The sequence below is a fragment of the Mucilaginibacter sp. P4_D1 genome, assembly GCF_056401935.1.
Map to the genome: position 1 here is coordinate 121,697 of NZ_JBFUIJ010000014.1, position 13,665 is coordinate 135,361.

Below are 13,665 nucleotides of genomic sequence, written 5' to 3' on the forward strand. Positions count from 1 at the left end.
CCCGGTTTCCGCCGGGCGGCCATGACTTGCACGTTTAAAGGGAGTTTAAATATTTTAAAGAATGCATATTGAATTTGTTGGGAACTATAGTTTTGGATACAACAAACGCAGATATGGTTAAATCTATCCGGCGGGCGATGGCAACCTTTGTAGTGTTAAATACACAACATTATGAAAATTATCATTACAGGTTCTTTAGGGAACATTAGCAAACCGTTGACAGAAAAATTAGTACAAAACGGGCACCAGGTAACCGTCATCAGCACCAGGCCGGAAAGACAGGCCGAGATTGAAAATATCGGCGCGAAAGCAGCAATTGGATCTATGGAAGACGTTGATTTTTTAACGGCCACTTTCGCGGCAGCGGATGCCGTATACTGTATGGAATCACTTGCGCCAAACGCTTTTTTTGATAAAAATCTGGATGTAACAGCCGCCATTATCCAAATATGCAAAAATTACCAAAAGGCTATCCAGCAATCACGCGTTAAGAAGGTTATTCATTTAAGCAGTATTGGGGCGCATACCGATAAGGGCGTTGGTCTTTTGGGGTTCCATTATAAAGCAGAACAGTTTTTTAATGAATTGGCCGATGACGTTAGCATTAAATTTATGCGCCCGGTTGGTTTTTATTATAACATGCTGGCATTTATACCAACCATAAAGGCCCAGGGCACAATTGTAAGTAATTACGGAGGCGATAACAAAGAGCCATGGGTTTCGCCACTGGATATTGCCAGTGTTATTGCCGAAGAATTTGACAAGCCATTTGTAGGCCGTACCGTTCGTTATATTGCCAGCGATGAGGTGACTCCGAATGAGGTAGCAAAAGTTTTAGGTCAGGCGGTGGGTAAGCCCGATCTGCAATGGACAGCAATCCCGGATGAGGCGTTTTTAAACAGACTCGTAAGCTTCGGCATGAACCCGCAGACGGCCAGGGGTTTCGCCGAGATGAATGCCGCGCGACTGAATGGTGTGCTATATGAGGATTATTATAAACACCGCCCGGAGTTGGGCCCGCATAAGCTGAACGACTATGCCAAAGAGTTTGCAGCAATTTACCATCAGCAATAGTATTTGTCCCAGGCAGCAACATACCAGCCCGTTCAATATGTTAGGCTGGCAAAAAAACGACATCGATGGGTATTTGATTTTGCCTTTATCTTTTTTAAGGAAGAGGATTGGATAGTCAGGTGGTAATACCCCAAATTAAACCTATTAAATGAAGTAATAATTGCTGAGAACAGCTTTATTACTTCATTTAGTGCTTAAAGCCCGGGAGCACTTCATCGGAATATTTTTTGGACAGGAGGCAGGCCAATCGCTTTGCGGATAGCGGGCACCACCCTCACTTTAATAAAGTAATTACCGATGAATAACCCCTGCTTTAGTTTGTTTTTACCAAACATCGCCAGCATTTGTTTTAAAGCATCGGGTTGATGCATCCATTCGGTGTTGAATAAGGTATCCTGCCCAATTCTGCCAAACCGGGCGAACATTTGCTTTTCATAATGGGCGATAGCCTGCCGGGTATCGCTGAATTTATCATCAGTAAGTGCTTCGCTCAGTTGCAGCGCATCCAGCATGGCCATGTTAACGCCTTCACCTGCAAAGGGCGGCATCCAGTGGGCCGCATCGCCCAGTAGCGTAATGTTGGGTTTGGCGTCCCATTTTTGGTCAAGTGGCATACAGTATTGGGGCCTGGGGATGAACAGTGTGTCGGCACTTTCAAACAGTTCCCACCAAACCGGGCTCCATTCTGCAAACTCCTTTTTAAACCAGGCCAATACCTGCTGGTTATCATTAAAGTTGATGCCGCTTTCCTTCGCCCAAAACTCATTGGATTTAAAGCTGACGCCAAAACCAAAACTTCCGTCGCCTTTTGAACTAACTATTAGCGTTTTTTGGTTTCCGTAGGCAAATATTTTTCCGCCCTTTAACAACTGATGAATTACAGGGGCTGTTTTTGCAGCATCTTTGAGGGCTCCTTCCAACATGGTGATACCGGTCCAGTAGGGTTTAATGCTTGTAACAAATGGCCTTATTTTGCTGTTCGCACCATCCGCGCCAATAACCAAATCGGCCATGATGGTGTTGCCGTTTTGAAAAACCAGCTTCCAGGTGTCCTGTATTTGTTCAATGGATACAATGTGGCTGTCCCAAACAACGGTGCCTGGCAATAACGAATTCAATAAAATCTGCCTAAGTGGCCCCCTGTCAATTTCGGGACGGTAATTTTTATCGCCAAATTTTTCGGTACTTATTTCGGCGTGCTGATCTGAGTAAATAGCCAACTGGCTGTCGGTTACCCGCACAAGTTCGGCTCCGGGGCGATAGTGGGTTTTAAATTCATTCATCAAGCCTGCTTTAGTTAAAGCGGCCAGGCCCGACTCAGCATGCAGGTCAAGCGCGCCGCCCTGCCTTACTGCGCCATTGATGTCCCGTTCATAAACTTTTACGTTTGCGCCTTTGAGTTGCAGAAGCCGTGCAAGTGTTAAGCCGCCCGGACCTCCGCCAATAATCGCGATGTTTTTGTGTTGAATGTTCATGTAGGCAAAACTACCCCTTAGGCAAAGCCGATAATAGTATAAATCGGTCGTTTTGATTTTTGGCTAACTCTTTTGGCACCACGCCTGAAAACCTTTTTATCTCTTTAATAAAATGTGTTTGATCGGCAAAATTCTGCTCCGGGAAAAGTTTACCGTCCCTGATTTGCTGCAGGGATGCCCTGAACCGGAAAATATTGCAATACGCTTTTAAAGAAATGCCAAACTGCTCATTAAAATAACGGTTGATTTGCCTGCTGCTCCAACCTACGCTGCCGGCTAGTTCCTGAACAGTTAGCGACCCATTGGAAGCATAAATCAGGCGAAACAATTTCTGCTTGCGGTTGTCGATGCCGGTTTTAACAAGGCCGAGCATCGTTGCCGAAATTTTTTGACAGAAGGTTTCAAAGTTCCCCAGGTCATCAGCGGTGATGTTCCAAAACCCTGGCGGTAAGCGCCGCCCTTCATTTAATACAGAAGCCATTTTAATATCCAGCAGGTACTCAATAGCCAATAGTTTAAAACTGACGGCAAACATCACCATATGGGCGGGAATTGAGGCCTGATCGGGCTGGGTATCGAGGCCCCGCAGCGTGGCATGAAAAGGCTGGTTGGCGGCAACAGAAAATATAATATCAAACCGACCGTCGGGCAGTACAACAATCTCCCTGGCATCCGCCGACTCATTCCGGATCATCCAGAAGCTTTCCACAAAGTCGGCAAGTCCGGTAGCGGGCTGGGTGGTTTTTAATTCGAAACCCTCTTTTACCATTAATTTATCGGCATTGTTAAGTATTATTCAACTCAGGGCAAATGCATCTAATTGGGTTAACATAACTTAACACATTTCAGGCAATTTATTTACAAAACACTGATAATCAATATTTTATATTTAATCATGGTTAACACTAAACTTGTCGTTCAATTTAGGCGCATCCAAACACGTGTGCCTGTTGTTGGCCAATACAAGTCCCTTCGGTAGCCGAATCATTTAACCAGGATCAGCCAATAAAACAAGGCGTTGTTTGATGCTTATAACACCATAGGTTCATTCCATTAGCTATTTAGATGCGTTTATCCTGTGCGTTCAACTATACCAATCTAACGCTAATTAAAGGGAAATCGAAAATATTTTCAGAGATTAAATTTTTTGTTCGATTGTGTTAATCAAACTGGCATAAATGGCTTGTGAGCGTGTATGGATCAAAGCATTCGGGATTCATTTACATTATGGGTTGTGATTCGACGGTCCGGCAGCTTAAAGCGGGTTGGCGACTCAACAGGCTATTATTCTAATATATGACACTCAAAGCCAAGGTCGGCCAGTAACTGAATGATATTTGAGGTACAAAATTTTTCACCTTTCACCCTCAGTATGCTATCGCAATCATCCAGGTCAAAGTTTATTTCGGCAAAAGGCAAATAATGTTGCAGTACTACAACCAGTGCAGTTGCGTGCGCCGGGTTTTTAACATTAGTTTTAAAAATTTCAAACATGGCCGTTTTCTTGCGACGAAGCGATTAACATTAATTTTCGTTATGAATTGGCTGGTTATATTTAAAGTAGCTATTAACCGCGCACCCATAGTCATCAAATTTGCACTATACACGCAGGGTTTAATAACAAAACGTAGCCGAAACGGACAAATTAAGGCAGGAAGCGGAATAGGAAGGAGCAAAAAAAAGTTGAAATAAGTATCGAAAGTTTTATTGGAAAACTATAGCTGGCTATCAATACATATCAGCCTTTTGCAAGCCAGCTCAAAAATTGCGGTGCCTTGCCTTTGCTAACAATAACCTTTTCGGCAAATGGCACGTTGAGGTTTATAGAAAGTTTTCGCGAAAAAAAATTAGATACATCTTTTATAGCCTTCCGGCAAACCAAGTATTGCCTGTTTGCCCTGAAGAAGTAATTGCCGGAGATGCGCTCCAACTCATCAAGGTTTTTATTGGGATAAAACGTTTTTCCCGAAAACGTGAGCAGGTGGGTAATTTCGTTGGCCAGGTAAAACATGGCTATATCGTCCAGGCTAACCGGGATGATCTTATCCTGGTGATAAACCAGCACCGAAGCTGCCTTCTCCTTTTCTTTTCGCGCCAGCATCTGTATCAGGGCTTCATACTGTGGTGTTTGGTCTGTGGAGAACAGCTCTTTTAACCGCCTGTATTTTTGAAGGGCATCGTTCAGCGTTTTACTGGTGAATGGCTTCAGGATGTAATCTATCCCATTGGCTTTAAAAGCATCTAAAGCATACTCGTCATAAGCAGTGCAAAAAACCACGGGCACGGCTACCAATCCGGCAACAAAAATTTCAAAGCTAAGTCCGTCGCCTAATTGGATATCGCTAAAAATCAGGTCCGGCGCATCGGCTGTTTTAAAATATGCAAGGCCCTCTTTTACCGATTTAATTTGTACAATATCCACAGGCTCATCCATCAGTTTCCTGATGTTAAGCTCCAGGTCATCGGCAACCAGGCCTTCATCTTCAATGATTACGATGTTCATTTTTTAACAATTTTATAGATACCGAAAACGAGTTCTGTTCTTCATTAATGATAATATCATCCCCCGACCATATATGGTATCTTTCGGCCAGGTTGGCCAGGCCATAATTGGTTGATGCAACTTTAATATTTTTTACCTGCCGGTTATTACTGATAACCAGCCAGTCATCCTGCTGGCTAATGGTTACACAAAGCGGATCTTCACGGGTAAAATTATTGTGTTTAATGGCATTTTCCAACAACGGCTGTAGCGAAAACGACGGCAGGTAGTATGCTTTTAAAGTTTCTTCGGGCAGCGTTATTGAGCAATTGAGGGCGGTACCAAACCTTATCCGCTGCATTTCCAGGTAATCCAATAAAAGGCTCACTTCATCTTCCAGTTTGGATACGTTTGATGTATGATGAAATATGGATGCCCTTAAAAAGTTGGCCATGTGCACAATATAGGTATCGGCAGTTTGCACATCCTTATGATATAACGCTTTCAATGTATTTAACGCATTGAACAAAAAATGAGGTTGTATCTGTTGTTTTAGCAGCAGGTTGGTAGCTTCGGCATTGGCTGCCTTTAGCCTGGAGAGCTCCAGCTCGCTGTATAGTTTATGCTCGTATAACAAAACCGAATCGTGCAAAATCATAATCATGGTATTAATTACGATACCGGAGCCAACAAAGGCAAAAAACAAACCAACATCCCAAAAGGACCATTTTTTATGGGCTACATAAGCAAAAACAGGCCATAGCGCAAGGTAAATAAATACACTTACAGGGTAAGTTAACAGGCGGCGGTATATCGTAAATTTTTTTGACCGCACCTGAAACCAGGGTAGTAAAAGGAGCATAAGGCCAACATCGGCATAACCAACCACTAAAATTCCCGACATGGTTAACAATGTATAGGGCAACACCGGCTCGGTAGAACCACTGCGGGAAATGATAAGATAAAAGATAACGCCGATAATTACCGATAGTAACCAGCTTAAGCGATTTAAACGTTTTACGGGCAAACTTTCCTGCATATAAACAAATGTAGCTAATAGATTACACGTATGCATTTATCATGAACCGAAGCGGGCAAAACCGGCCCCCAACTGCCCGGGCGACAGGCTAAAAAGGCAATTGAACAGGCCGGAGACTTCAATTTAAGCTGCCTCTCCGGCCACTCCAAAATTAGCAGCTATCAAAAGCACCGGCACGCAGATTTTCTTAATCAATTCAAAGCACTGTATTTCGTCAATGAGGCGGCCAGTTGCATAAAGGCACGTTTCATTCAAATTCATGAGCATAACCTTCGGGTGCAATTATGCCCGTTTCGCTATGTTTTTGATAACCCGCTATAGGCAGTGCCAATACCTTCGCCTTCAAATAATGTTAAAATTAAATTTTACAACTATGAAAAAAACCACTGTATTATGCCTTAACATGCTTGCAGGCTTGCTGTTTATCTTCCTGGCTTCTTATACACAAGTGCGTGAAACACCGGTAAAGGTTACCGGGATCAGGTCCCAGAAAGGCAAAATCATTCTTAATGTTTTTAAGGATAATGAAAGCTACGATAATGAGCAGCCTTACAAAAAATTCACATTCGATAAAAAAGCGCTCAATAACGGCACGCTCACGGTAATGTTAGGGCTTGAACCTGGCACTTATGGTATAACCCTCATCGACGACGAAAACGGGAACGGCAAAATCGACAAGAATTTGATAAGAATGCCCAAAGAAGGCTTCGGCTTCTCCAACTTCTTTATGGAAAAGCTCAAAAAGCCGGCATTCGACGACTTTAAAGTCGATTTAAAAGCTACGGCCAAAGTTGACATAAAAGTAAAATATATGTAAGCCCCGGCCGGATAAACGAAATCACAGAAACTATCATTCTACATGAAAAAAGCATTAAAAATCAACATGAAAACTTCAGCAATTTATAAGAAAGTGTTAACGGGCATAGCCCTGCTTACAGCCGCGATATCCTTTTCGTCATGCGAAAAAAACACTATCGACCCCTCGGGGCAATTCAACATCAAAGTAGTTAATGCGGCATCTACCTCGGGCCCCCAGAGTTTTACAATTGCCAATTCGGTACTGGTAAGCGGCGGGCTTAAATATACCGATGCTTCGCCCTACATCACCACCGCCTCCGGGAAAAGGCTGGTTATGGAATTTAAAGATGAAGGATCAAGCAATGTTTACGCATCCGGCGAGCTTTATACCACCAACGGCGTAAGCTTTACGGTATATATGGCGGGCAAAGGCTCATCGGCCAGGGTAAAATCTTTTGAAGATGACCTGGCCACGCCCAACAATGGCAAGGTAAAAATTAAGTTTATTCATTTAAGTGATAACGCGCCATCAGATATCAATATCAAAGATGCATCGGGCGACGACCTGGTAACCAATATCAGCAGGAACATTGCAAGTGGTTACAAATATGTTGATCCGGGAACATTATCGGTGCAGCTATACGGAACCGCCTCCAGGAAAAACATAGGCAACTTTAATACCGCTGACCTTCAGGCCGGTAAAATATATTCCCTCTATTTCAGCGATGCAAGCGATGGCAGCCTTAGCATAAATAAGGTGCTGCACAATTAACCCATTCAATTACCTAAGTAAAAGCCGGATTGTGATAACATCCGGCTTTTTTATTATAAACGGGCTATCCGGCATCAATTCATTCCAATCTGTCGTTTAAGCCTGAAGTCAATATCGATTTAGCAGATTAAACCGATTCTTTAAATCCCGTTGCAACAGGTGAAAAAGCCTCAAAATACTATTTTCTCACTCCATTATTGTTTAAACAACACTTAATTTTTGTAATTATTAAAATAATTATTTGTCGCTTTTACTCCAATAGCACAGCAATTCTGTGGGCCTGTCAATTAAATTTGGTTAGCAAAAATGATTGTAAAAGGCGCTTTTGCAGCAGTATTTTACCTTAAAATTTACAAAAAGGAAACCTGATCATCTTATTGATGCTCTTCCGCGCTCCTGATTCAGGAATTTCTTAACATTGCCACGCATACGTTCGTCCAATTGGTAAACAACAATAAATTATTTTCACGATTTTAATTTTAATTGTGTTTTTGACAATAATATTATATCTTAGCTTTCAATAGACGCCTGTCTGTTGATTTTTAACCAGTTAAAACCATTTCATGAAAATCCTGGATGATACTCAAATTATGGAGTTGTTAATAGTGGGCAACAAGGAGGCCCTGGAACTGCTATTCAAAAAATATTATAAACTCCTTATCGTATCGGCCTTTTATATTTTAAAAGATGAAATGGAAGCAGAGGATATGGTTCAGGCTTTTTTTGTCGACTTTTGGGAGAGGAAATTATTTAACAACATCAATTCATCCTTAAAAGCGTATTTAACTACAGCCATCCGGAACCGTTGCCTGAAGGCAATTGAGAAGGAAACGCAGCGACAAAAAAAATTAGCCGATTATCAATATACCGTTTCGGAAATAGAAGAGGAGCAGGAAGCTACAAGGTGCGAAATTAATGTAGACGAGATAATGGCCGATCTGTCGGTACAACGATTCCAGGCCGTAACTTTGGTGCATTATCAAAATAAAAAATATAAAGAAGCTGCCTATGAAATGGGAATCAGCATTAATTCGTTGAAAACACACCTGAAGCTTGCCATTAAAACAATGCGCGACGGTATAAAAACCACAAGGTAGTTCACCCTTTTATTCATAATCTGGTCTTATATATAATGACATATAATAAAACATATATTCAGGAGCTAATAATTGACAAAATTGCAGGGGCGATAAGTGAAGAAGACGACCATATGCTTCAGCAGGCAATACTTACAGATCCCGGGGTTGCAAAACTCTGGAACGAAATGCAAGATGAATTGGCTACTGATAAAGCCCAATCCTTTTTTGATAATATTAACGAAAATGCAGCCTGGGATAAAATTGAGCCACAAATTGAACAGGTAAAATCAATTCAATCTAAACAAAAAGGATTTATAAACTGGCTGTCGATAGCTGCTTTGCTATGCATAACGCTTTCGGCCATTTATTTTTGGCAGGCTAAACCGGTTACTAATACAGTAGCTGTAAAACAAAGAAAAAAGCCCGCGATTGAACTACGGATGGCCAACGGGCAGCAAATTAACTTATCCGATACCGCTAAAAACGTAATCAATACCCCCTTTGCCAATTTAAAAAAAGGTGCCAATGGTTTAAGTTATACAACCGGCGACGACAAAACCCAAAATTGGAATACCCTTACCATTCCGGCGGAATTAGACTACCAGATAACTTTATCAGATGGCACGCTGGTTTGGCTTAATTCGGCCTCAAGCCTGCGTTTCCCATTTTCATTTACTGGTACCAACCGCGAGGTTTACCTAACCGGCGAAGCCTTTTTTAAAGTTGCAAAAAACGCGACCCACCCTTTTATTGTTCATACCGCCCAAACAAACGTACAGGTGCTTGGCACCGAATTTAACGTAAATAGTTACCAGTCAAATATCACTACCACCTCGCTGGTTGAAGGCAGTGTTGCTACTAGCGGCCAGCATAACGAAAAGCTTTTACTTAAGCCCGGGTACCAGGCTATTTACACACCCATAACCGGCTTTTTAAGACAGCCTTTTGATGCAGCCACAGAATTGGCCTGGATGCACGGCCAGTATTATTTTCATAACCAAAAGCTGCGCGATATAAGCGAGGTACTACAGCGCTGGTTTAATTTGCCGGTTGTTTTTGACGATGCCGCCCGGGCCGACAACACACTTAGCGGTGCTATCGAAAAAAATAAACCGGTACAGGTTTTTATCCAGAACCTGAAATCATCTGCCAGTGTAGATGCTGTTATTAAAGACGGGGTTTTACACATAAAATAATAGCGCACAAGGTAATCGCATTGTTTTTGGCCCGGTAGATAATTTACCCGTATATTAATTAGCACCAGCCAGGCCTTCTGTTAAGCCCGGTTTTACTGGTTAATTCAGGCTAATAAATTCCATTTTTCGCCTGAAAGCATTTAGCAAAAATATTTTTTAATTTTTCGTTCACCCGTTTTTCCCGGAACCGGTCTTTAGTACAAACCCAATTTATAAACCGATAAACTATGGAGAAAATTTTATTTTACCGGCGGCTGCTACTGCCTGTTTTTATTTTTTTATGGGGCGCCCAACTTTGCCAGGCACAAACGCAAAATACGGGCTCTATAACACTCAAAAAGGCTAATATCAGCTTAGCCGATGTATTTCAATCTGTTAAAAAGCAAACCGGGCTAACCGTTTTTTACAGTAACAATTTATTAAACGACCGTGAACTGGTTACTGTTGATTTTCAGAACGCCAGCGTGCAGGATGTTTTCACTTTTCTTTTAAAAGGCAAAAGCCTGCGCTATGTACTGCGCGACCAGCTTATTGTGATTGAAAAAGCCCCGGTGGAAAAACCAGCCCCCGCGCCGCCCAAAAAAGAGCAGGCACAGGCGCCGTTGCCTGATGTTTTGAGGGGTACCATTACCGACGAGAAGGGCCTTACCCTGCCCGGCGTAAGTGTCAAAATAAAGGGCACCGGCTTTGGTACCCAATCAGATCTTAATGGTAAGTATACGCTTAATTTAAAGGGCACCGACAAAACCATCATCACGTTTTCATTTGTAGGATCTAAAACACAGGAATTTGATTTAAAAAACTACCAGCCATCAAACGGTGCTTATGTATTGGATGTAACTATTGGTACCGATAAAACCGCATTGGAAGAGGTTGCAGTTGTTGCTTATGGTACCCAGAAAAAGTCGAGCTTGGTGAGTTCTATCACCACCATAAGCCCCAAACAACTTAAAGGGCCTTCAAGCAACCTTACCACCATGCTGGCCGGTGTGGTACCGGGGATGATATCGTACCAGCGAAGCGGCGAGCCGGGTGCCGATAATGCCCAGTTTTTTATCAGGGGCGTAGGCACATTTGGCGCCGGTAAAGTTGACCCATTGATTTTGATTGATGGTATCGAATCGACACCAACAGATCTGGCCCGTTTGCAACCGGATGATATTGCCGGTTTTTCGGTACTAAAAGATGCCACCGCCTCATCATTATATGGTGCCCGTGGCGCCAATGGTGTAATCCTGGTAACCACCAAACGGGGCGACATTGGTCCGCTGAGGTTTAACGTACGTGCCGAGAATTCAACATCGTCCAATAACAAAAATATCGACCTGGCCGATAACATAAGTTACATGACACTTGCCAACGAAGCCGTGCTTACCCGTAACCCGCTGGGTGCACTACCTTACTCGCAAAATAAAATTGACCACACGGCCAACGGTGATGACCCATTGCTGTATCCCAGCAATAATTGGATAAAACAGTTGATAAAAACCAAAACCAGCAACCAAAGGTTCAACATGAATGCCAATGGCGGGTCAGAAAAAGCCAAGTACTACCTGGCGATGACCTATAATATTGATAACGGCAACCTGGCCGAAAATAGCCTGAACAGTTTTAGCAATAACATTAAGCTGCAATCGTATTCCATTTTATCAAATACCACCATAAACCTTACCAAAACTACCGAAGCCGTAGTAAGTTTAAAAGGCCAGTTTGATAGCTATCATGGCCCGATAGGCGGGGGCGGTTACACTTTTTTAAATGCGTTATGGAGTAATCCGGTGGCGTTTCCGGCTATTTATCCCAGTAATTTATTACCATATGCCAACCACCCGCTTTTTGGTAATGCTATTATACCGGGTGGCGGCCTGTACATGAACCCATACGCGCAATCGCTGTCGGGTTTCCAAAACACAACCACAAGCACCCTAACAGCGCAGTTAAATTTAAACCAGAAGTTTGATTTTCTTACCCAAGGCTTATCGGCAAGGGTAATGGCCTATACAACACGTTATTCATCCTTTGCGGTTTCGCGGCAATACAGCCCTTATTACTATCAATCAAACGTGCTCAACGGTCAATTTAATGGTTTAACATTAATTAATAACGGCCAGGCCGGCAGTATAGGTAATATTCCAACTGAGTATTTAACTTACAGCCCGGGTGGAAGCACAAACAACGCTATTACCTATATCGAAACTGCTGTAAACTATAACCGCACATTTGCCGAAAAGCATGCTATCAGTGGTTTGTTAATCGGTACTATGCGTAATTATCTTACTGCCAACGCAGCAACGTTACAGTTATCGTTACCCTCGCGCAACCAGGGCGTATCTGGCAGGTTTACTTACGGATATGACAATCGCTACCTGCTTGAATTTAACTTTGGTTACAATGGATCTGAGCGATTTGCAAGTAATCACCGGTTCGGCTTCTTCCCATCTGTGGGCGCGGGCTGGGTAGTATCAAACGAAAAGTTTTTTGAACCGATGCTATCTATCATTGATAACCTAAAATTCAGGGCCACTTATGGTTTGGTGGGTAACGACCAGATTGGATCGGCAAATGATAGGTTCTTTTACCTGTCTGATGTTAATTTAAACAATGGCAGCCTCGGCCAGTTTGGTACCAATTATACTTACAGCAGGCCTGGTGTGGTTACCAATCGGTATGAAAACCAAAATATTACCTGGGAGCAATCAAGGCAAACCAATTTAGGTATGGATTTAACGATTGCAAAAACCCTTACTTTAGTTGTAGACGCATATCAAAATAAACGCGATAATATCTTAATGGTAAGGAGTACTATCCCTACCTCCATGGGTTTGCAGGCCGATATCTCATCAAACGCCGGTAAGTCATCCAGCAAGGGCGTTGATATCGCTATGGATTATAAGAAAAACTTCAGCAACTCATTCTGGGTCCAATCGCGCGGTACACTTACTTATGCTAAAAGTAAATTGCTGAAAAACGAAGAACCTGTTTACCCTGCCAACCTGCAATATCTGAGCAAGGTTGGTAATTCATTAAGCCAGATATATGGCCTTGTTGCCGAGCGACTATTTATTGACGATGTAGATGTAGCTAACTCGCCTGTACAAAGTTTTGGCAGTTACAAAGCCGGTGATATTAAATACCGTGATATGAATGGTGACGGCAAAATATCAAACTCCGATATCGTACCCATAGGTTATCCCCAGGTGCCCGAAATAATTTACGGCTTTGGTTTTTCTGTCGGTTACAAAAATTTTGATATCAGTGCGTTCTTCCAGGGATCGGCCCGGTCATCGTTTGTTATCAATTCGGCAGATATTTCGCCTTTTTACCTTGTAAATGGGTACCAGTCAAGTACTGGTCTTAACACTGGTAATCAAAGCGGCCTGCTTAGTTCAATAGCAAATGATCATTGGTCAGAAGATAGCCGTAACCCCTACGCATTTTGGCCCCGTTTAAGTAGCACCATACTGCCGAACAATAGCCAAACATTAACATCGCCAACATCAACATGGTGGTTGCGGAACGGTTCGTTTTTACGTTTAAAATCGGCCGAAATTGGTTACAACTTCACCAAAAAACAGCTTAAAAGTATCCACTTAAACAGTGCCCGCCTTTATCTGAACGGCCTGAACCTGTTAACCGTGACCGGCTTTAAGCTATGGGACCCGGAAATGGGAACATCTGGCCTGGGATACCCAATTCAAAAGGTGTTTAACTTAGGCTTAAGGGTAGAATTTTAAAAGCTTTCAAATCAAT

General features: G+C 42.6%; 11 protein-coding genes. 6 read left to right on the forward strand and 5 right to left on the reverse strand.

All coding sequences use genetic code 11. From position 1 onward, the window contains the following. Positions 1-171: 171 nt before the first annotated feature. The gene (locus AC1DV1_RS14660) at positions 172-1,074 is read left to right on the forward strand and encodes an NAD(P)H-binding protein (RefSeq protein ID WP_477360399.1); all 903 of its coding nucleotides are present in this window, start codon (positions 172-174) and stop codon (positions 1,072-1,074) included. 212 nt (positions 1,075-1,286) lie between these two features. Here the strand turns inward: AC1DV1_RS14660 and AC1DV1_RS14665 are convergent, their stop codons facing one another. From AC1DV1_RS14665 to AC1DV1_RS14685, 5 genes are all read right to left on the reverse strand, one after another. Further along, on the reverse strand, positions 1,287-2,549 hold the full coding sequence (locus tag AC1DV1_RS14665; RefSeq protein WP_477360402.1) for an FAD-dependent oxidoreductase: 1,263 nt from the start codon (positions 2,547-2,549) through the stop codon (positions 1,287-1,289). 10 nt (positions 2,550-2,559) lie between these two features. Next, entirely contained in the window at positions 2,560-3,318 is a 759-nt protein-coding gene (locus AC1DV1_RS14670; protein ID WP_477360404.1) for a helix-turn-helix domain-containing protein, read from the reverse strand. A 515-nt stretch (positions 3,319-3,833) separates the two neighbouring features. Next, a complete protein-coding gene (locus AC1DV1_RS14675; RefSeq protein WP_477360406.1) occupies positions 3,834-4,043 on the reverse strand; it encodes a hypothetical protein in 210 nt (69 codons plus the stop codon). A 244-nt stretch (positions 4,044-4,287) separates the two neighbouring features. Further along, entirely contained in the window at positions 4,288-5,052 is a 765-nt protein-coding gene (locus AC1DV1_RS14680; protein WP_477360408.1) for a LytR/AlgR family response regulator transcription factor, read from the reverse strand. Then, a complete protein-coding gene (locus AC1DV1_RS14685; protein WP_477360410.1) occupies positions 5,033-6,070 on the reverse strand; it encodes a sensor histidine kinase in 1,038 nt (345 codons plus the stop codon). The genes AC1DV1_RS14680 and AC1DV1_RS14685 overlap by 20 nt, the downstream gene beginning before the upstream one ends. Positions 6,071-6,443: 373 nt before the next feature. Here AC1DV1_RS14685 and AC1DV1_RS14690 point away from each other — a divergent pair, with 373 nt between their 5' ends. The 5 genes from AC1DV1_RS14690 (at position 6,444) to AC1DV1_RS14710 (ending at position 13,649) form a co-directional block, all read left to right on the forward strand. Continuing rightward, complete coding sequence (locus AC1DV1_RS14690; protein ID WP_477360412.1) at positions 6,444-6,887, forward strand: DUF2141 domain-containing protein; 444 nt, start codon at positions 6,444-6,446, stop codon at positions 6,885-6,887. 66 nt (positions 6,888-6,953) lie between these two features. Further along, positions 6,954-7,640: a DUF4397 domain-containing protein gene (locus AC1DV1_RS14695; RefSeq protein ID WP_477360414.1), complete on the forward strand. Its 687-nt coding sequence runs from the start codon at positions 6,954-6,956 to the stop codon at positions 7,638-7,640. Between the two features lie 563 nt (positions 7,641-8,203). Continuing rightward, positions 8,204-8,737, forward strand: a complete 534-nt coding sequence (locus AC1DV1_RS14700) for a sigma-70 family RNA polymerase sigma factor (RefSeq protein ID WP_477360416.1) — start codon at positions 8,204-8,206, stop codon at positions 8,735-8,737. Between the two features lie 35 nt (positions 8,738-8,772). Then, entirely contained in the window at positions 8,773-9,915 is a 1,143-nt protein-coding gene (locus AC1DV1_RS14705; protein ID WP_477360418.1) for a FecR family protein, read from the forward strand. Positions 9,916-10,142: 227 nt separating this feature from the next. Continuing rightward, positions 10,143-13,649: a TonB-dependent receptor gene (locus tag AC1DV1_RS14710; RefSeq protein ID WP_477360420.1), complete on the forward strand. Its 3,507-nt coding sequence runs from the start codon at positions 10,143-10,145 to the stop codon at positions 13,647-13,649. The last annotated feature ends 16 nt before the right edge of the window (positions 13,650-13,665 follow it).

Excerpts from the sequence above, each read along its gene's own strand:
- AC1DV1_RS14660 (WP_477360399.1), top strand. The coding sequence starts at position 172 with ATGAAAATTATCATTACAGGTTCTTTAGGGAACATTAGCAAACCGTTG.
- AC1DV1_RS14665 (WP_477360402.1), bottom strand. The coding sequence starts at position 2,549 with ATGAACATTCAACACAAAAACATCGCGATTATTGGCGGAGGTCCGGGC.
- AC1DV1_RS14680 (WP_477360408.1), bottom strand. The coding sequence starts at position 5,052 with ATGAACATCGTAATCATTGAAGATGAAGGCCTGGTTGCCGATGACCTG.
- AC1DV1_RS14670 (WP_477360404.1), bottom strand. The coding sequence starts at position 3,318 with ATGGTAAAAGAGGGTTTCGAATTAAAAACCACCCAGCCCGCTACCGGA.
- AC1DV1_RS14710 (WP_477360420.1), top strand. The coding sequence starts at position 10,143 with ATGGAGAAAATTTTATTTTACCGGCGGCTGCTACTGCCTGTTTTTATT.
- AC1DV1_RS14705 (WP_477360418.1), top strand. The coding sequence starts at position 8,773 with ATGACATATAATAAAACATATATTCAGGAGCTAATAATTGACAAAATT.
- AC1DV1_RS14685 (WP_477360410.1), bottom strand. The coding sequence starts at position 6,070 with ATGCAGGAAAGTTTGCCCGTAAAACGTTTAAATCGCTTAAGCTGGTTA.
- AC1DV1_RS14675 (WP_477360406.1), bottom strand. The coding sequence starts at position 4,043 with ATGTTTGAAATTTTTAAAACTAATGTTAAAAACCCGGCGCACGCAACT.
- AC1DV1_RS14695 (WP_477360414.1), top strand. The coding sequence starts at position 6,954 with ATGAAAACTTCAGCAATTTATAAGAAAGTGTTAACGGGCATAGCCCTG.
- AC1DV1_RS14690 (WP_477360412.1), top strand. The coding sequence starts at position 6,444 with ATGAAAAAAACCACTGTATTATGCCTTAACATGCTTGCAGGCTTGCTG.
- AC1DV1_RS14700 (WP_477360416.1), top strand. The coding sequence starts at position 8,204 with ATGAAAATCCTGGATGATACTCAAATTATGGAGTTGTTAATAGTGGGC.